The organism is Halosimplex yunnanense (assembly GCF_054504345.1).
The window spans coordinates 698543-715762 of sequence record NZ_JBTJEL010000037.1 but is presented as its reverse complement, the minus strand read 5'-3'; the positions used below and the strand labels follow the sequence as shown (position 1 = coordinate 715762).

The 17220-nt window shown below is 66.2% G+C and carries 17 protein-coding genes and 1 tRNA gene; 5 read left to right on the top strand and 13 right to left on the bottom strand.

The genetic code is table 11. The annotated features are described in order from the left end of the window. Positions 1–59: 59 nt before the first annotated feature. Positions 60–509: a chemotaxis protein CheW gene (locus AB2U09_RS22410; protein ID WP_459194973.1), complete on the bottom strand. Its 450-nt coding sequence runs from the start codon at positions 507–509 to the stop codon at positions 60–62. Positions 510–696: 187 nt separating this feature from the next. Here AB2U09_RS22410 and cheB point away from each other — a divergent pair, with 187 nt between their 5' ends. From cheB to AB2U09_RS22380, 5 genes are all read left to right on the top strand, one after another. After that, complete coding sequence (cheB, locus tag AB2U09_RS22405) at positions 697–1809, top strand: chemotaxis-specific protein-glutamate methyltransferase CheB (RefSeq protein WP_459194972.1); 1113 nt, start codon at positions 697–699, stop codon at positions 1807–1809. Next, complete coding sequence (locus AB2U09_RS23260; protein WP_510172083.1) at positions 1810–3948, top strand: ATP-binding protein; 2139 nt, start codon at positions 1810–1812, stop codon at positions 3946–3948. A gap of 60 nt (positions 3949–4008) precedes the next feature. Beyond that, positions 4009–4818 carry a CheR family methyltransferase gene (locus tag AB2U09_RS22390; protein WP_459194971.1) on the top strand — a complete coding sequence of 270 codons (810 nt, stop codon included), beginning with the start codon at positions 4009–4011 and terminating at the stop codon, positions 4816–4818. Next, positions 4818–6044: a HEAT repeat domain-containing protein gene (locus AB2U09_RS22385; RefSeq protein WP_459194970.1), complete on the top strand. Its 1227-nt coding sequence runs from the start codon at positions 4818–4820 to the stop codon at positions 6042–6044. Before AB2U09_RS22390 ends, AB2U09_RS22385 begins: the two co-directional genes overlap by 1 nt. 70 nt (positions 6045–6114) lie before the next feature. Continuing rightward, positions 6115–6981 carry a CheF family chemotaxis protein gene (locus tag AB2U09_RS22380; RefSeq protein WP_459194969.1) on the top strand — a complete coding sequence of 289 codons (867 nt, stop codon included), beginning with the start codon at positions 6115–6117 and terminating at the stop codon, positions 6979–6981. 68 nt (positions 6982–7049) lie between these two features. On the opposite strand, the gene AB2U09_RS22375 is transcribed toward AB2U09_RS22380, so the two are convergent. The 12 genes from AB2U09_RS22375 to AB2U09_RS22320 all read right to left on the bottom strand — a co-directional run bounded on the left by AB2U09_RS22375 (position 7050) and on the right by AB2U09_RS22320 (position 17195). Continuing rightward, positions 7050–7565 (bottom strand): DUF5813 family protein, encoded by a 516-nt coding sequence (locus AB2U09_RS22375; protein WP_459194968.1) that lies wholly within the window; start codon positions 7563–7565, stop codon positions 7050–7052. 69 nt (positions 7566–7634) lie between these two features. After that, positions 7635–7719, bottom strand: a tRNA-Leu gene (locus AB2U09_RS22370). 107 nt (positions 7720–7826) lie between these two features. Then, positions 7827–8099, bottom strand: a complete 273-nt coding sequence (locus AB2U09_RS22365; RefSeq protein ID WP_459194967.1) for a hypothetical protein — start codon at positions 8097–8099, stop codon at positions 7827–7829. Positions 8100–8275: 176 nt separating this feature from the next. Beyond that, positions 8276–8827, bottom strand: a complete 552-nt coding sequence (locus tag AB2U09_RS22360) for a DUF7529 family protein (protein WP_459194966.1) — start codon at positions 8825–8827, stop codon at positions 8276–8278. A gap of 69 nt (positions 8828–8896) precedes the next feature. After that, entirely contained in the window at positions 8897–9289 is a 393-nt protein-coding gene (locus tag AB2U09_RS22355) for a DUF7555 family protein (protein WP_459194965.1), read from the bottom strand. Then, complete coding sequence (locus AB2U09_RS22350; RefSeq protein ID WP_459194964.1) at positions 9279–10619, bottom strand: ABC transporter ATP-binding protein; 1341 nt, start codon at positions 10617–10619, stop codon at positions 9279–9281. Before AB2U09_RS22350 ends, AB2U09_RS22355 begins: the two co-directional genes overlap by 11 nt. Next, the gene (locus tag AB2U09_RS22345; RefSeq protein WP_459194963.1) at positions 10616–11830 is read right to left on the bottom strand and encodes an ABC transporter ATP-binding protein; all 1215 of its coding nucleotides are present in this window, start codon (positions 11828–11830) and stop codon (positions 10616–10618) included. The genes AB2U09_RS22350 and AB2U09_RS22345 overlap by 4 nt, the downstream gene beginning before the upstream one ends. Beyond that, a complete protein-coding gene (locus AB2U09_RS22340; RefSeq protein ID WP_459194962.1) occupies positions 11827–13374 on the bottom strand; it encodes an ABC transporter permease in 1548 nt (515 codons plus the stop codon). Before AB2U09_RS22340 ends, AB2U09_RS22345 begins: the two co-directional genes overlap by 4 nt. Before the next feature lie 6 nt (positions 13375–13380). Next, positions 13381–14454 (bottom strand): ABC transporter permease, encoded by a 1074-nt coding sequence (locus AB2U09_RS22335; protein WP_459194961.1) that lies wholly within the window; start codon positions 14452–14454, stop codon positions 13381–13383. Positions 14455–14562: 108 nt separating this feature from the next. Further along, a complete protein-coding gene (locus AB2U09_RS22330; protein ID WP_459194960.1) occupies positions 14563–16191 on the bottom strand; it encodes an ABC transporter substrate-binding protein in 1629 nt (542 codons plus the stop codon). 12 nt (positions 16192–16203) lie between these two features. Continuing rightward, positions 16204–16428, bottom strand: a complete 225-nt coding sequence (locus AB2U09_RS22325) for a twin-arginine translocation signal domain-containing protein (RefSeq protein WP_459194959.1) — start codon at positions 16426–16428, stop codon at positions 16204–16206. A gap of 218 nt (positions 16429–16646) precedes the next feature. Continuing rightward, positions 16647–17195, bottom strand: coding sequence for a peptidylprolyl isomerase (locus tag AB2U09_RS22320; protein ID WP_459194958.1), 549 nt, complete (start codon positions 17193–17195; stop codon positions 16647–16649). Positions 17196–17220: the final 25 nt, after the last annotated feature.

Below are 17220 nucleotides of genomic sequence, written 5' to 3'. Positions count from 1 at the left end.
GGGCGGCGGCTACGGAGTCGGAGTTCGGAGAAACGGAAAGTGTCCGGGAAGCGGTCCGGTCAGGCCGAATGGACGGCTTTCGGATCGACCCAGATGACGAAGTCGTCGTCGCGTTTGACGACCCCGCGGATCGCGTCTTTGTCCTGAGAGGGCGACTCGTCCACCTCGTCGCGGCTGATCTGGACCACCTGTGACACCTCGTCGACGATCCAGCCGGCGGCGCCCTGGTCGTTGACGATGGCCGGGTCGAAGACGATGATCCGGCGTTCGGAACTCTCGCCGTCGATACCGAAGACGACCTTGGGGTCGACGATAGAGGTCGTCCGCCCGCGCAGGTCCATCACGCCGCGGATGTGCGGGGGAGAGTTCGGGACGGTCGTTACGTCGCCGACGTCGACGATCTCGGTGACGTAGTCGATGCTGACGCAGTAGGTCTCCTCGCCGAGGGCGAACTCGAGGACCTGTCCGTCCGTCGCGCTCGTCGACGAGTGCTGGGTGTTGGATGCCATGGCTGGCCGTTGGCGAAAGTGCCCGGGACGGCGACTTAAGGGTGTCTCCCGGGTTATCAGCATTGATTTCGCGGGCGGAGTCTTTATGCCGGGCCTGCCGCAGAGTACGAACACGAATGGTGCCGGCTCCGGCGGGGTTCCGGGGACGTGTTTCGGGCCGTGCCCGAGCCGTCATCGGGGGCTCCACATGGCAGTAGGTTCGTCGCCGCGAGCGGTCGTCGCAGACGACTCGCACTTCATGCGGAGCGTCATCTCCGACATCCTCGAAGAGGGCGGGATCGACGTGGTCAGCATGGCGCGGAACGGTCGCGAGGCCGTCGAGGCCGTCGAAGCGACCGATCCCGACGTGGTGACGATGGACGTCGAGATGCCCGAGATGAACGGCATCGAGGCGACCGACCGGATCATGTCGACGCGACCGACCCCCATCCTGATGTTGAGTGCCCACACCGACGAGAACGCGGACGTGACCTTTCAGGCGCTCGACCGCGGCGCCGTCGACTTCTTCCGCAAACCCGGCGGGGAGGTCTCGATGGAGATGTCCCGCCTGAAGGACCAGCTCGTCGATATCGTGACCTCGGTCGCCGCCGTCGACCCGACCGACTCCTCGGACGTGGCCTCGGCCCGGACCGCCGGAGCGGACGTCACGGCCGACGCGAGCGCGGGGAGCGAATCCAGTGGCGGCGCCGCGGCCACGGGGACGCCAGCGTCCACCTACGTCGACAACCCGACGGTGGTCGTCGGCTCGTCGACCGGCGGGCCGACCGTCGTCGAGCAGGTCCTCTCGGACCTGCCGCTGGACGCGAACCTGCGCGTGCTGGTAGTCCAGCACATGCCGAGCGGGTTCACCGGTCGGTTCGCCGAGCGCCTCGACGCGCGGAGCGAGTACGACGTCCGCGAAGCGTCCGACGGGGCGAAGATCGGCGGCGGCGAGGCGCTCATCGCCGCGGGCGACTACCACATGGAAGTGACGAGCTACCGGCGCGGTCGACTCCGCGTCGGGCTCACGCAGGACCCGCCCGTCAACAACGTTCGGCCCGCCGTCGACGTGACGATGGAGACGGCGGCGGAGACGATCACGGACCCGCTCGCCGGCGTCATCCTGACCGGGATGGGCGAAGACGGCGCCGCGGGCGCCCGCGCCATCCACGACGCCGGCGGGTACGTCCTCGCACAGGACGAAGCGACGTCGGCGGTCTTCGGGATGCCCAAGCGGGCGATCGAAACCGGCTGCGTCGACGGCGTAGCACCGGTCAACGACGTGGCGGCGGCGATACTCGATGCATTCGAGGTGACATAAATGGACGACCAGTATCTCGACGCGTTTATACGCGAAAGTGAGGAGGCGATAACGAACCTGAACAACTCGCTGCTCGATCTGGAGAGCGATCCGGACGACCGCGAGGCGATGGACCAGATCTTCCGGACGGCCCACACGCTGAAGGGGAACTTCGGCGCGATGGGCTTCGAAGACGCGAGCAAACTGGCCCACGCGATCGAGGACCTCCTCGACGCGATGCGCCAGGACCAGATGGAGGTCACCGCCGAGCGGATGGACCTCATCTTCGCGGGCGTGGACCTGATCGAAGCGATCGTCCGCCAGATCGAGTCCGAAGGCGAATCGACGGTCGAAACCGAGGAGACGGTCGCGCAACTGCGCGCCGTCCTCGAAGAGAGCGACTTCGACGCCGAGACCGGCGCCACGGAACCGCAGATGGACGCCGGGGGCGCCGGGTCCGATTCGGCGGCATCTTCGGAATCTGCCGAGGACGACGGCATGGACCCCGAAACGCTCGGTGTCTCGCCCGGTGACGCCGACGAAGGGATCGTCCGCGCGCGCGTCTCGGTCGGCGACGGCGACATGCTCGGCGTCGACGCCATGCTCGCGCTCGACCGGATCACCGACGCCTTCGACCTGCTCGGTGCCGAGCCGGACCGCGAGGCGATCGAGGACGGCGACTTCGACGAGGACTTCGTCCTCGCGCTCGACGCGCCCGACGCGGACGCGGTCGCCGCCGAACTCGACGCGATCAGCGCCGTCGAGTCCGCAGACGCGACGGAACTGTCGATGGCCGACGACGGCAATGACGAAGCCGCCGAGACCGATTCCGGTCCCGCCAGCGACGGACCCGCCGCCGACGCCGAGGCGGACGGCGCCTCGGTCGACGAGATCAAGTCGGTCCGCGTCGACGTCGACCAGCTGGACGACCTGCACGGGCTGGTCGAACAGCTGGTCACCAGCCGGATCAAGCTCCGCCGGGCCGTCGAGACCGACGACCTCGCCGGGGCTTCCGAGAACCTCAACGAACTCGACAAGATCACGGCCAGCCTGCAGAACACCGTGATGGACATGCGGCTCATCCCGCTGAAGAAGGTCGTCGGGAAGTTCCCGCGAATGGTCCGGGACCTCTCCCGGGAACTCGACAAGGACGTCGAGTTCACCATCGAGGGCGAGGACATCGAACTCGACCGCACCATCCTGACCGAGATCTCGGACCCGCTGATGCACATCATCCGGAACTCGCTCGACCACGGGATCGAGGCGCCAGACGAGCGCGAGGAGGCCGGCAAGCCCAGAACCGGGCAGGTCGAACTCCGCGCCTCGCGCGAGCGCGACCACGTGATCATCGAGGTCGAGGACGACGGTGCGGGCCTCGACGTCGAGGGCATCAAGCAGAAGGCCGTCGAAAAGGGCGTCCGCTCGTCGGACGAGATCGAGGCGATGGACGACTCGTCGATCTACGATCTGGTCTTCCACCCCGGCTTCTCGACCGCCGACGAGGTCACCGACACCAGCGGCCGCGGCGTCGGCATGGACGTCGTCCACGACACCGTTACGCAGCTCGACGGGTCCGTCAGCGTCGACTCCACGCCCGGCGAGGGGACCACCGTCTCCCTGCGCCTGCCGGTGACGATGGCCATCGTCAAGGTCCTCTTCGTCGAGGTCGGCGACGAGGAGTACGGCGTCCCGCTGAAGAACGTCGACGAGATCACCAGCACCGACGAGGTCAAACAGATCAACGGCAACGACGTGATCAAGCACAACGACGACATCTACCCGGTCGTCGACCTCGCCGAGCGATTCAACGTCCCCGGGACCGCGGCGAGTCCGAACGCGGACGGCGAAACCGCGGCGACCGACGGCGGCGAACCGACCGACGTCGACGACGTCGCGGCGAGCGCGTCGGGCGCAGCCGCTGGCGCCGGCGAGGCCGTCGCTGCCGCCGCGGACGCGGGCAGTACCGCGGGCGACGGGATGCTCGTCCGCATTCGCGAGTCCGAGCGCCAGATCGCCCTCCGGTGCGACGCCGTTAACAGCCAGGAAGAGGTCGTGGTCAAGCCGCTGGAGGGCATCCTCAGCGGTACGCCGGGCCTCAGCGGAACGGCCGTCCTCGGGGACGGGAACATCGTCCACATCCTCGACGTGGTGACGCTTTAATGACCGTCAAGACGGAGCGATCGACGTGACCGACGCTACGAACACGGGGGACCGACGCACATGAGCCAGGACTCGAAGCGTTCGTTCGAGGAACTGCTCGGGTACATCGAGCGCGAGCTGGACTTCGAATCGGGCTTCTACAACGAGGCGTACCTCGACCGCCGGATCACCGCGCGGATGCGCCGCACCGACGTCGACGATTACCGGACCTACCAGGGCCTGCTCGAAGACGACGACGGCGAGCGCGAGGAACTGCTCGACTCGCTGTCGATCAACGTCACCGGGTTCTTCCGCAACCCCGACGCCTGGGAGTCGCTCCGGGGCGTTCTGCGGACCCTGACCGCGGACCAGCGGTCGGTGTCGATCTGGAGCGCGCCCTGTGCGGACGGCCGCGAGCCGTACTCGATCGCCATGCTGGCGCTCGACGACGACGAGATCGACGCCCGGAGCGTCGAAGTCCTCGGCACCGACATCAACCGCGACATCCTGCGAACCGCTCGAGACGGACAGTACGAGACCTCCCAGACGACCGACATCGAATCGGAGCTCGAACCGCTGTCGGCGCCCGAGCGGTGGGTCGACCGCGATGGCGACGTGTTCACCGTCACCGACCGGGTCAAGGACCTCGTGACCTTCGAGCGCCACGACCTCATCCGCGGCCGCGAGAAGCGCGGGTACGACCTGGTCCTCTGTCGGAACCTGCTCATCTACATCGATTCGGACTACAAGGTGCCGATCTTCGAGACGATCACCGGCTCGCTCGACGAAGACGGCTACCTGATGATCGGGATGACCGAGACCCTCCCCTCGGAGTTCCGCGGCCGGTACGAACCGGTCCAGAAGAAACACCGCATCTACAGACGCGCCTGATGTCACTCTACCAGCTCGAACGCGACGGCGACGTACAGGAACTCATCGGCGTCCTCCGGCGCAGCGACAACCCGGAGCTGCGGGCTCGCGCCGCCGAGTTGCTCGGGAACTTCCCCGAGCACGACGACCGCGTCGACGTCGTCAACGCCCTCTCCGGCGCCGCGGCAGACGACGGCAGCAGCGAAGTGACCGCGGCAGCCGTCGACTCACTCGATTCGCTGGGAGGCGACGCCATCGAGACGCTCATCGCCGACATGGCCGGCGTCGACTTCGGCGAGGGCGCCGACTGGATGAAGGCCAAGGCGTTCACCCGCGCGCTCGACGCCGAGGTCCCCGAACTGCGGATGGCCGCCGCGAACGGCCTCGGCGCGCTCGACGAGCCCGACGCCGTTCCCAAACTCGCCGAGCGGTTCGTCGACCCCGATCCCCGCGTCCGGGCCCGCGCGGCCCGTGCGTGCGGACAGATCGCCGACTCCCGGGCGACCGGGGGGCTCGAAGACCTGCTGCGGGACGACAACGCGACCGTTCGCCGGGAAGCCGCCGAGGCGCTCGGTAACATCGGCAACCGACAGGCCCTCTCGGCGCTGCTCCCGATGTACCAGGACGACAGCGAGCGGGTCCGCCGGATCGCCGTCGGCGCGTTCGGGAACTTCCCCAACGCCCAGCCCGTCGAGTACCTGGTCAGTTCCCTGACCGACGACTCGGCAGCCGTCCGACGGACCGCCGTCTACTCGCTGGTTGAACTGCTGGCGAACGTCCCGACCCAGCAGAGCCACGAGATCCGCGAGACCATCGTGGAACAGCTCAGCGAGACGGACGACCGCAACGTCGTCGTCCCGCTCGTGGAGATCCTCGAGGAGAGCACGCAGGCCGCCCAGCAGCGCAACACCGCCTGGCTGCTGGGCCGGGTCACCGAGGCCGAAGAGCGCGAACGTGTCATCGACGCGCTCGTCGGCGCGCTCCGGGCCGACGACCAGATGACGACCCAGTTCGCCGCGACGAGCCTCGCGGAACTCGGCGGCGAGGCCGTCGAGGACCGCTTGCTCGCGCTCGTCGGTGACAGCGACGCCCCCGCCGAGGCACGCGCGCAGGCCGTCTTCACGCTCGGGAAGGTCGGTGGCGAGCGCTCGCGCCAGCGCATCGACAAACTGCTCGACGAGACCGAGAACGAACAGATCCGCAAGCGCGCATTCTCGGCCATCTCGAAGCTGGGTGGTCGCGCGTGAGTCGCCGCCGTCGCTCACTGGTGGGGATCGACCGCCGAGTCGGTTCCCGAGCGGATGGGAGTGATCTCCAATGAGCGGCGGCGAGCGACCGCTCGCGGACACGAAAGGCCGGTTCGTCCAGGTCGTCACCAACGGCCGGAAGGTCAACGACCTCGAGTGGGTGGGCGGGCGGATCCTCCTCTCGAACAAGCGGCTCGTCCTCGCGAGCAACGAGGGCAAACGGCAGTTCCCGCTCTCGAAGATCACGACCGTCAAGAACCGCAAGAACGCGAACCAGGCGATGGCGGCCGTCTCGGGCTACTTCTCCGTCCAGCTCAGCTCCGACGTGTTCCTCGTCGCTCCCACGGACGTCGACGAGTTCGAGGAGCAGTTCTACACGGCGTTGCTGGACGGGCAGGCCGCCCTCGTGAAACACCCTGCCGTGGAGGGCGGCGTAGTGCAGGACACCCAGTGGACGAAAGGCCGGATCAACATCGAGGGCGACTCCGTCGGCCTCGCGGTCTCCAGCGGCCAGTTCGTCGAGGTCGAACTCGAAGACGTCGGCGCCGTCGAGACGCGGGAGACGACCATCCGCGGCGACGAGCGCCGCGTGCTCGAAATCGAACATACCGACGGCGAGGGGACGAGCGTCCAGACCTACGTCTCCGGCACCGCTCGCCACGTCTCGATCCTCGAATCGCTCGTCCGACAGGGCGAACTCCAGAACGCCACCGACGCCGACCTCGACCAGACGGACACGGAGGTGCTGATGGCCCTCTACTCGGGCGTCTCGCCGTTCGAGATCCCGGACTTCGTCGGGATGGACGTCGAGGAGGTCGAGGCAGTCTTCGACCGCCTCGTCGAGGAAGGCATCCTCCGGAAGAAACGCGTCCGCCGCGACGTCCGCCTCAAGGCCCGCGGCCGGAACATCGCCAGCGACGTCATCGCCGACCAGTAACTCGCCGCGGGTCGTCCCGCAGTACAGCCAGCCCGTCAGCGACCAGCTCGGCAGTTACAGCCCATCAGCTACAGGGGCGTGCCGCCGCGCTCGCCGTCGCTGCCGGTCGCAGCCGCGCCGAGCAGGTCCGCGACGGTCCCGCCGTACTCGTACCCGGGTACCACGCTCTCGACGTAGGTCCCCTCGACGTACTCGATGAACGTCTTCCCGACGGCGGCTGCGCGGTCGGCGTCGCCGAACGAGAACTCGTAGGTCACGACGACGGTGCCGTCCTCGCTTCGCACGTCGAACTCGTCGAGGTCGACCGACGCCCGCGTCGCCTTCGGCGCGTCCTCCAGCCTGCGCTTCATCGTGTCGAGCCAGCCGCGCTGGACGGCGTCGCCGACATCACCGTCGGTGACGGCGCTGTCGAGCGTCGGTACCTCCACGGTCACCGTGAAGTCAGTCGCGTAGTCCTCGCGCTCGCTGGCTGTCAGCGTAGCGTAGAAGTCGGTCGTCGTCAGCCGGTAGCCGTCGTCGGCCAGCTCGAACGCGTCGTGGGCCTCGAAGGCCTCGCGAGCCTCGTCCGGTAACTCGTCGGTCATTACCCCGCGATACGCTCCAGACCGGCAAAAGACCGTTGAGTCGGGACTGGTCGATGCAACGACGCAGAATGCGAGGGATGGGATTCGAACCCATGGACCCCTACGGGAGCGGGTCTTAAGCCCGCCGCCTTTGGCCTAGCTCAGCCACCCTCGCGCGTTCACCACTCCACCGTCCGCGGGAAAAGCGGTTACGGTCCGGGCACGAGTGCGCCCGAGGGGGCCGCCAACGGGGGGAAGGCCGAAGTCGCGGGACCGTCGGGTTCAGACCTCGACGTGGAGGTCCGTGAAGGGGATCCGGACGACGAGCAGCCGTCGGACCGGGCGGCGCTGCAGGCGAACGCGCAGCGCGACCGCGGCGACCGTCCACGAGATCGTAGCGAAGGCGACCAGCGAGATCGCGAGTTCGGGGTACATGAACGCCAGCGCACCGACGACGACCGCGAGCGAAACCGCGAGCGACGCGAGCAGGGTCCGCGCCAGACTGTACTCGGAGAGGGTCTCGGCGCGTGTGGCCGAGGGATGGTTCCGTCTCATCACATCCGGTACTACAGCCCCTGTCCCCATAATGGTAATCTGAAATACATTTCTGTAGGCGCGTTTACTGAACTCCGTTTCACGAGATCCGTTCGCACACGAAGCGGAGAGGGCCGGGGCAGGCGCGATCGGGGAACGTCGCTCGACCGTCCTCGGCCCGGAAGTCGAGGGCGGCCTCAGCTGGTCACGTCGTAGGCGTAGAAGGCTTCGGGATCGGGGAAGAAGTCAGACGGATCTTCGTGGTGGACGGTCCCGAGGTGGGTGTGGTCGAGGGTCTTGACGTGGGTGTACACCTCGTCGCGGTCCACCGCGGTCCGGACGAGTCCCCCGGCGAACCGCATGTCGTACGATCCCGCGACGAAGATGACGACGTCGTCGGTTGTGTTTATCAGCTCGGTCACCATGAAGACGAACCCGCCGCTCTCCAGCTGGTAGACCGCCGTCTCCTCGTAGGCGGATTCCTCGTAGAGTTCCTCGAAGTCGTCGGCGTAGTTGTCGGGGATGACGTGCGAGAGGCCCCAGGAGTCGTCCTCGCCCATGTCCGGGGTGAGCGCCGTCGTGTCGCCCGCGGGGATGGTCAGGGTGTCGTACCCCTTCGACTCGCGGTCGTCGGCCATCGCCTCCATGTCCTGCAGCGTCCGCTGCCAGTTGCTCTTTATCTCCTCGCTGTGCTGGGCGACGACCTCCCGCTCGTCCGGCGCGCCCGGACCGTCACTCTGATGCGGCATACCTGGGCTAATGCGGTTCGGACAGTAAAGGGTGGTGGGCCGGCCCGCTCGTGTCCGCCGTCGCCCGACTCACACCCGGATTCCCAGCCCGAACTCCATGTACACCGAGACTGCGAGGACGAGCAGACTGGTCGCGAACACTTTCGCGTTGCGACCCACGCGCTGGTCGAAGGGGACGCGGTCGTCGCGCAGCGGCGGGATCTCCTGGATGCGCGCCTCGAAGTCGTGTTCGTGCGACGACTCCAGCGACACCCGCTTCTCGTCTCTGTAGGACGGCGTCGGCTGGATCCCGATGCTCCCGAGGCCGAAGAGGAAGATACCGACGAGGAAAACCGCATACTTGGAAGCGACGAGCGTGCCGCCGACGAGGAAGCCGAGCGCGATAGCAGCCGTCGAAACGACCGCTCCCACGACGACGACCCAGAGGACGAACTCGACGTATCGGAGGCGATTACTCGGCATTCATTCGCCGTTCGAGGGTCGCGTCGACGCTCTCGTACTCGTCGCTGTGGCGGTGACAGTAGCTCAGCCGGTTGGTGTCGCTGACCGGGTACAGCTCCGGCCGGGTCGTGTCGCAGACGCTGTCGAACTGCTCGCTCATGTACTCCCGTGCCTGATCGGGGTAGCCTGCCTTGACGTACTCCGCCGCCTGTTCGACGTGCGAGCGTACCTCCGTGGAGACGTCGTCGTCGAACAGGTCGTCGACGGCCTCGTCGATGTCGTCGAACCGCGAGAACGTGCCGGTCCGGCGACGGATCCGGTTCCTGATGCTGAGGTCGATCCGGGTCCGCTCGCGGATCACCTCGCGGAACCGCTCGATCGAGTTCCAGGTGTCGGCGTCCAGATCCGCGTGCGTTTCCGGCCGGATCTTCGCCGGGCAGCGCGTCGTGAACTGACACCCGGTCGGCGGGTCCCGCGGGCTCGGCGGCGTCCCGGGCAGGGTGATCCGCTCCTTCTCGACCGTCGGGTCCGGTTCCGGAATGGCCGACAGGAGCGAGTGGGTGTACGGGTTCGCCGGGTCCGTGTACAGCTCTTCGGTCAACCCGAGTTCCATGATCTTCCCGAGGTACATCACCGCGACGCGGTCGCAGATGTGCCGAACCGCCGAGAGGTCGTGGGCGATGAACAGGTAGGTCAGGTCGTACTCGTCCTGCAAGTCTTCCAGCAGGTTGAGGATCTTCGCCTGCACGGACGTGTCCAGCGCGGAGACCGGCTCGTCGAGGACGACGAACTCGGGTTCCAGTGCGAGCGCGCGGGCGATACCGATGCGCTGGCGCTGCCCCCCGGAGAACTGGTGGGGGTAGCGGTAGTAATGCTCCGGCTGGAGGCCGACTTGCGCGAGCAGGTCCTTGACCTTCTCGCGGCGTTCGCGCGGGCTATCGACCTCGTGGACGTCGAGCGGCTCGCGGATGATCTCGCCGACCGTCATCCGGTCGTTGAGGCTCGAATCCGGGTCCTGGAAAACGATCTGCGCGTTGCGTCGCCACTCTTTCAGCTGCTTGCCCGACAGCTCGGTGATGTCCGTGCCGTCGAACTCGACGCTGCCCTCGGTGGCAGACTCTAGCTGGACCAGCGTCCGACCGAGCGTCGACTTGCCACAGCCCGACTCGCCGACGAGCCCGAGCGTCTCGCCGCGCTGGATGGTGAAGCTCACGCCGTCGACGGCCTTGACCGGCGGGTCGGCCAGCAGGCCCTGCCCGCCGTAGTACTTCTTCAGGTCCGTCACCTCGACGAGCGTCTCGCTCGTGGTCGCCGGGTCGGAACGACCTCGCTGCTGGGAGATTTCGCTCATCGGCGGTCACCTCCGTCTGACTCGTCTGACGAGCCTCGCACATCTCCGATGTGCTCACCTCCGTCGGCCGCGACGTCGCCGCTCTCCTCACGGGTTTCCTCGCTCTCCGAACTCAGTGGATCGTCCGACTCTCGGGCGATCCGCTGGTGGTAGGTGACGGCCTCGGCCGTCGTCTGATCCTCGGGGTAGAGGAGACAGGCCGCGGTGTGGTCGGTCTCGCCGTCGTTTACCTCGACGAGCTGTGGGTGAACTTCGGTGCAGTCCTCGAACTCCTTCGGGCAGCGCGGTGCGAACCGGCAGTAGGTCGCCGCCTCGTTCGGCGTCGGCACGTCGCCCTCGATGGTCCGCAGCCGGTCCTCGTCGGCGTGCTGGCCGGGGATCGCGTCGAGCAGCCCGTTCGTGTAGGGGTGTCGCGGGTTCGCGAACAGCTCCTCGGTCGGCGCCTTCTCGACGATTTCGCCGGCGTACATCACGTTCACGCGGTCGGTGACGTCGGCGATGACGCCCATGTCGTGGGTGATGAAGAGGATCGCCAGCCCGCGTTCCTCCTGTAGGTCGCGGAGGAGTTCGAGGATCTGGGCCTGGATCGTCACGTCGAGGGCGGTCGTCGGTTCGTCGCAGATCAGCACCTCCGGGTCGCACGCGAGCATCATGGCGATGACCGCCCGCTGGCGCATCCCGCCGGAGAACTCGTGAGGGTACTCCGAGAGCCTCCGGGAGGCGTCGGGGATCTGGACCGCTTCCAGCAGGTCGACCGCCTCTTCCCGCGCCTCCTCGCCGGTGATCCCGCGGTTGACCCGCAGGGCTTCCCTGATCTGGTTGCCGACGGTGAACACGGGGTTCAGCGACGACAGCGGGTCCTGGAAGACCATCCCGATGCCGCTCCCGCGGAGGTCCTGATACTGCTTGGTCGAGTAGCCGGTGATCTCCTCGCCCTTGAACTTGATCGACGACCCCGACAGCACCTCGCCGGGTTCCTCGACGAGGCCCATGATCGACCGCGCGGTGACGCTCTTGCCGGACCCGGACTCGCCGACGATGCCGACCGTCTCGCCCTCGTACAGGTCGAGGTCGATCCCGTCGACCGCGCGGATGGTCTCGCGGTCGGTTCGGAAGACGGTCCGCAAGTTACGGACCGAGAGCACCGGTTCCTCGCCCTCGCGACGGTCGGGAACGCGGCGTCGCTCGTCGCCGGATGTGGGCGCGCTCATCCTGCGGCACCTCCTGCGGCCGCTTCCTCTTCAGATCCTCCCTCGCTCTCGGGGTCGATCGCGTCGCGGATACCGTCACCGAACGCGTTGAGTCCCGTGACGAGGACGACGATGAGCATCCCGGGGATGAGCGCGATGTGCCACGACTGCGTGGACACGTAATTGCGGCCAAGCGAGATGGCCCGACCCCACGCGGGGGTCGGGGGGTTGATCCCGAGTCCGCTCCCGATGAACGAGAGCGCCGAGAGACCGATCACGATACCACCGACCGACATCGAGCCGTAGATCAGCAGGTACGGGAGTACGTAAGGTAACATGTGTTTTCGCATCGTGACGCTCGGCCGCTGGCCGAAGCTCTCGGCCGCGTCGATCCACTCCTCCTCGGAGACCTGCAGCGCCGGACCGCGGACTGCCCGCCACAGGTTCGGCCAGCCGGTGAGCCCGAACACCAGCGCGAGGAGGAACCCGCCGTTGAACACCCCGGAGAGCCAGTGCCCCTGGAACACCATCGCGACCATCAACAGCAACAGTAACTGCGGGATCGACGTGATGCCGTCCGCGGTGAGGATCGTCGCCAGGTCGACGATGCCCTTGTAGTACGCGGAGGCGAGCGACATGATGACCGCGATGATGGCGGACAGCGTGATCGCGAGCATCGAGACCGTCAGCGATATCCGCGCCCCCACGACGGAGAAGGTGAACAGGTCCCGTCCGTTTGTCAGCGTGCCGAACGGGTGGAAGCGGCCGAAGTCGTCGTAGGTCATCGGGGCGACGTTCTGGTCGCCGTTCCCCTTCGACTTCGAGTTGAAGTTCGCGTCCCCGACGAGCGCCGTCTGCACCTCGCCGCTCTCGGAGTCGAAGTACTGGAGCTCGTGGCTGTACGGCGACTGGATGTTTTGCTCGACGGTCGTCGGTCCCAGCGCCGGCGCGAACAGCGCCATCGTCGTGAATATCAGGACGACGACGATGCCGAACTGCGCCCAGCGGTGACTGCTAAGGCGGTCGACGACGTCGTCGCGGGGCGTCCAGTCGGCGTTCCGGTAGTGGTCGCGGAAGACCTGCCAGCCGCGGTACGCCCAGAAGGAGAGAACGAACGCGTAGACGTAGACCAGCATCACGCGGATCGCCCACGCGACCGCGGGTTCGAGGCCGAGGAACGTGTTCTTCCAGGGACCGTTCGGTCCGGTCTTGTACCCCTGATTCGGGATCGTCTCCCGGGACAGCAGCGTGGGGATTCCGTTCGCGGTGCTCCGCAGGCCGTCGAGAAACGCGGAGACCGACTGCTGGACGCCGAGGATCGTCTCCGAGGCGGCCGGCGAGAAGACCCCGATCAACACCTCGAAGAGCGCCGTCGTCCCCACCCACAACGCGTCGAGGACGAGCAGCAGGCCCGCGGCCAGCGCGCCGAACTCGAGTACGATCAGCACGAAGGCAACCGCGGCCCAGGTTGCAGCGGGCTTCGGATTGGCCGCGATCCGTTCGCGGAGCGTCGTCTCGTCGCGCAGGTCGCGGTCGCGGGTCGTATCAGTGACAGTTGCACACATTGTTTCTCACTCGTTCGTGCCTTCCAGCCCGATCCGCGGGTCGATGAACGTGTACGCGATGTCCTGTGCGATGTTGAAGAAGACGAGTATCAGGATGAACACGTAGGTCAGCGCACCGATGATCGGGATGTCCGACGCGAAGATCGCCGCGAGATAGAGGTTGCCCATCCCGCGGATACCGAACACCAACTCGACGAGCAGTGACCCGCCGATGAGCAGGTAGAACTCACCCATGATGACCGGCAAGAGCGGGATGAGGGCGTTCCGGGCGACGTGTTTCCCGATGATCGACCGCGCCGAGAGACCCTTCGCCTTCGCGGTGTCGATGTACGGCGCGTTGATGCTCTCTAAGACCGCGGTCCGGCCGATACGAACTTCGTTCCCCATCGACGACGAGCCGAGAACGAGCGCGGCGGGTAAGATCCACTTGAACGCGACCGCCCAGTTGTAGAAGTTCGGGACGGGTATCGATAGTCCACCGGCGATCTGGTAGCTCCCGAGCATGTTGCCGAGGGCGTCGGGCGTCCCGATCACGTCCGTCGGTATCAGGAACCCCCGGTAGAACGACAGCAGGCCGCCGGCCGAGAGCAGGCCGGTGAGCATGACCGCGAGCCAGAAGTTCGGCATCGCCCGCCAGACGATCCCACCGAAGGAGGCGGTGTAGTCGCCCCACGTGTTCGATCGGAGGCCGGCGTACAGCCCGATCGGGATGCCCAGGAAGAGCGCGACGACGACCGACCAGAAACCGAGCCAGATGGTTGCGGGCATCCGCTCCAGGATGAGTTGTCCGACGTTCTGTCCCCGCGTGACGACCCACGACTGGCCGAAGTTGAATGTAGTCGTCTCCACGAGGAAGTTCTTGTACTGGATCAACAGGGGTACTTGTGTTCCGTCCGGGTATCTGAGTCCGAGCGCGACGGCGAGTTGCCTGGCGGTCTCCGGGTCGGAGTCACGGCCCAGAATTGCCGTCATCGGGTCGAACGGCGACAGATAGAGGATGATGAATGTCATCGAAAGCCCGAACAGCACCACTGGCACCCCGAGGACGAGTCGTTTCGCGAGATACAGGAGTTTGTTCATGACGTGGTCTCCGTTATTCGTGTAGCTGCCGTGCTATCGGTGCCGGCGAGTAATACGTCCGTCGAAAGCGTTGAACGGTCATCGAAGCCGCCGGGGACGAATGCGGCGTTACTCCGACTGGTAGTGCTGGTCGTACGCCTCGATGCCGCCGGGGAAGATCTGCGGGGGCGTCAGGTGATACGCCGGCTCGAAGCGCTCTTTGAACACGTTCTCCATGAACTCCGGCTGGTTGATGACGTACGCCATCGCCTGCCGGACGGCACGCGGGACCTCCTCCATGTTGAACCCGACGTAGTAGGTGCCGATCTCCGGGACCTTCGCGAGGTTGACCGTCTCGCCGTTCTCGAGGTCGTAGGTACCGATCTCACGGCCGATGTCGTCCGTCTCGTCGATGGACACGGCGTCGGCCTGGTACTGGGAGGTCGGGACGCCGCCGAGGTCGGCGTTCTGGTTGAGGAAGCGGTTGTATCTCGCCTGGTCTTCCGAGAGGATCGCAGCGTCGATGCCGTCGAAGCTGGCACCGTCGCCGTGGTAGTCGTCGTAGGTGTCCAGCACGATTTCCCCACCGTTACCGGACTCCCAGCTGCCGAACTCGAAGGGACCACAGCCGACCGGGCCCTGGGAGAACTCCTCCCACTCCATCTCGCCGTCGTAGCCCTCGATGTCGCCGACGATGCCTTCGGGCACCGCGGAGAACGCCGAGTACGCCAGCACGGACAGCGAGAACGCGAAGGGCTTCTCGGTCGTGATCTCGAGCGTGTAGTCGTCGACCGCCTCGGCGGCGATGGAGTCCTGAACGACGTTGCCGTCGTCGTCGGTCTCGTGCTGGATGTTCATGACGCTCTCGGCGAACCGACCGTTCGTCGATTTTTCCGACGCCATCAGGCGCTTGATCGAGTAGACGAAGTCCTGCGCGGTGACCTCGTCGCCGTTGTGGAAGGTCGCGCCCTCCTTCAGCGTGAACGTGTAGGTGCGGTAGTCGTCGCTGAGTTCGTACTCCGTGGCCAGCAGGTTCTCGACCTCGGTGGTCCCGTTCCGGTAGTTGGTCAGGGCGTCGAACATGTCCATGATCTTGCTCCCACTCTCCGTGTTCCCGGAGACGATGGGGTCGAGACTGCTGAACGTGCCCGAAATCGTCGCGAGGCGGTCTTTGCCCTCGATGCCGGAAACCGAGACGTTGTGCTTTGCGCGCTCCGGACCCATCGGTCCCGGCGGGTTGTAGTCGACGTAGTCGTACCACATGCCCTCGGTGACCGACTGGTAGATCGGGATCAGGGCGGCTTCCTGCCACATGCCCTCTTCCATGTTCACCGCGGCCTCACCGCGGGTCTGGGCGGCCTCCTCGCTGTCCTCGGGGTTGTCCTCGATCCGCTTGAACTGCTCGGTCATGAACTCGCGGACTTCGGGGTCCGCTTCGGCGTCCTCCGACCAGAAGAGGCGTGCGCCGTTGGCCGAGGAGTTCTCGCCGTACATCGTGTTCTCCGGGTCGATCAGCTGGACGAAGTTCTGGGGACCGGGATAGTCGGCGATCCACCCGAGGGTGTACGCCTGGTGGTTCCCGTTCCGGGTGGCCTCCAGCAGCGGCGAGAACGCCGCTTCGCTCTGGTTCATGTCGATGTAGGCCGACTCCAGCCGGGAAGCGATCGTGTCCGCCATCTCCGTCCAGGTCGGACTCTGGTACTGGAGCCAGTCGAGTTCGAAGCGGTTGTCCGGACCGTATCCGGCCTCTTCCATCACCTGCTGGGCCTCCTAGACCTTCGTCTCGCCGACCCCGTACGGATAGCCGTCTACGTTGACCGGACCGGTGTCGGTTCCAGTGTTCGTTTCAGTCTCCTGATCGCCGCCGTCGTCCGGCGTCTCCGTTTCGTTTCCGCCCGATCCACACCCGGCGACTGCGGACGTCAGCGTCGCCGCGCCGGTCGCCTTCAGGAATCGTCGTCGGCTAGTTTCCGAATCGTCGGTATCACGAGGCATACTGTGTCATAGCCGATCATACTACTTAAATTGCGGTGGAACTTGCCGAAGCTTCCTTCGCTAATCGCCTGACTACGGCGGTCGAAAATTATCTTAAATTATATTCAACCCCATAGTATTATAACAGGAAATGAAGTGGATGGAAGGGGATTATCCAGCCATAGCAAGGGCTCAAGATATTAAAAGAGTATCGAGAGGCGGCCGACGAACGTCCGATATTATCGGCGGATGTCGACCGACTCGAGGAGAACAGTGTCGATCGGTCGATCGCTGGGGTCCGTCTCGACGGAGCCGATCTCTTCGACGACGTCCATCCCGTCGATCACTTCGCCGAAGACGGCGTGTTTGTCGTCGAGGTGCGGCTGGGCGTCGAGCGTGATGAAGAACTGCGAGCCGTTGGTGTCGGGGCCGCGGTTGGCCATCGAGAGCTTACCCCCCTCGTCGTGGCGCAGGTCGTCGTGGAACTCGTCGTCGAAGGTGTATCCCGGGCCGCCGCGGCCCGTGCCGGTCGGGTCGCCGACCTGCAGCATGAAGTCCTCGATGACGCGGTGGAACTCGACGTCGTCGTACAGCGGGTCGACGCGCTTCTCACCGCTCTCGGGGTCCTCCCACGCGCCTTCGCCCGGGCCGATCTCCGCCTCCTCGTAGTCGGACTCGGTGGCGTGGTCGACGAACGCCTCGACCGTGTTCGGCACCTTGTCCTCGAACAGTCGGACTTCGATGTCGCCTTTGGACGTGTGGAGTGTCGCAGTCAGATCGTCACTCATAGTTCGACTGAGCGCCGGCGCGAAG

Bases quoted from the DNA above. Each gene is read 5' to 3' on its own strand.
- cheB (WP_459194972.1), top strand. From the start codon at position 697: ATGGCAGTAGGTTCGTCGCCGCGAGCGGTCGTCGCAGACGACTCGCAC.
- AB2U09_RS22320 (WP_459194958.1), bottom strand. From the start codon at position 17,195: ATGAGTGACGATCTGACTGCGACACTCCACACGTCCAAAGGCGACATC.
- AB2U09_RS22340 (WP_459194962.1), bottom strand. From the start codon at position 13,374: ATGTGTGCAACTGTCACTGATACGACCCGCGACCGCGACCTGCGCGAC.
- AB2U09_RS22390 (WP_459194971.1), top strand. From the start codon at position 4,009: ATGAGCCAGGACTCGAAGCGTTCGTTCGAGGAACTGCTCGGGTACATC.
- AB2U09_RS22410 (WP_459194973.1), bottom strand. From the start codon at position 509: ATGGCATCCAACACCCAGCACTCGTCGACGAGCGCGACGGACGGACAG.
- AB2U09_RS22355 (WP_459194965.1), bottom strand. From the start codon at position 9,289: ATGCCGAGTAATCGCCTCCGATACGTCGAGTTCGTCCTCTGGGTCGTC.
- AB2U09_RS22375 (WP_459194968.1), bottom strand. From the start codon at position 7,565: ATGACCGACGAGTTACCGGACGAGGCTCGCGAGGCCTTCGAGGCCCAC.
- AB2U09_RS22335 (WP_459194961.1), bottom strand. From the start codon at position 14,454: ATGAACAAACTCCTGTATCTCGCGAAACGACTCGTCCTCGGGGTGCCA.
- AB2U09_RS22360 (WP_459194966.1), bottom strand. From the start codon at position 8,827: ATGCCGCATCAGAGTGACGGTCCGGGCGCGCCGGACGAGCGGGAGGTC.
- AB2U09_RS22380 (WP_459194969.1), top strand. From the start codon at position 6,115: ATGAGCGGCGGCGAGCGACCGCTCGCGGACACGAAAGGCCGGTTCGTC.
- AB2U09_RS22345 (WP_459194963.1), bottom strand. From the start codon at position 11,830: ATGAGCGCGCCCACATCCGGCGACGAGCGACGCCGCGTTCCCGACCGT.
- AB2U09_RS22350 (WP_459194964.1), bottom strand. From the start codon at position 10,619: ATGAGCGAAATCTCCCAGCAGCGAGGTCGTTCCGACCCGGCGACCACG.
- AB2U09_RS22385 (WP_459194970.1), top strand. From the start codon at position 4,818: ATGTCACTCTACCAGCTCGAACGCGACGGCGACGTACAGGAACTCATC.
- AB2U09_RS22365 (WP_459194967.1), bottom strand. From the start codon at position 8,099: ATGAGACGGAACCATCCCTCGGCCACACGCGCCGAGACCCTCTCCGAG.
- AB2U09_RS23260 (WP_510172083.1), top strand. From the start codon at position 1,810: ATGGACGACCAGTATCTCGACGCGTTTATACGCGAAAGTGAGGAGGCG.
- AB2U09_RS22325 (WP_459194959.1), bottom strand. From the start codon at position 16,428: ATGCCTCGTGATACCGACGATTCGGAAACTAGCCGACGACGATTCCTG.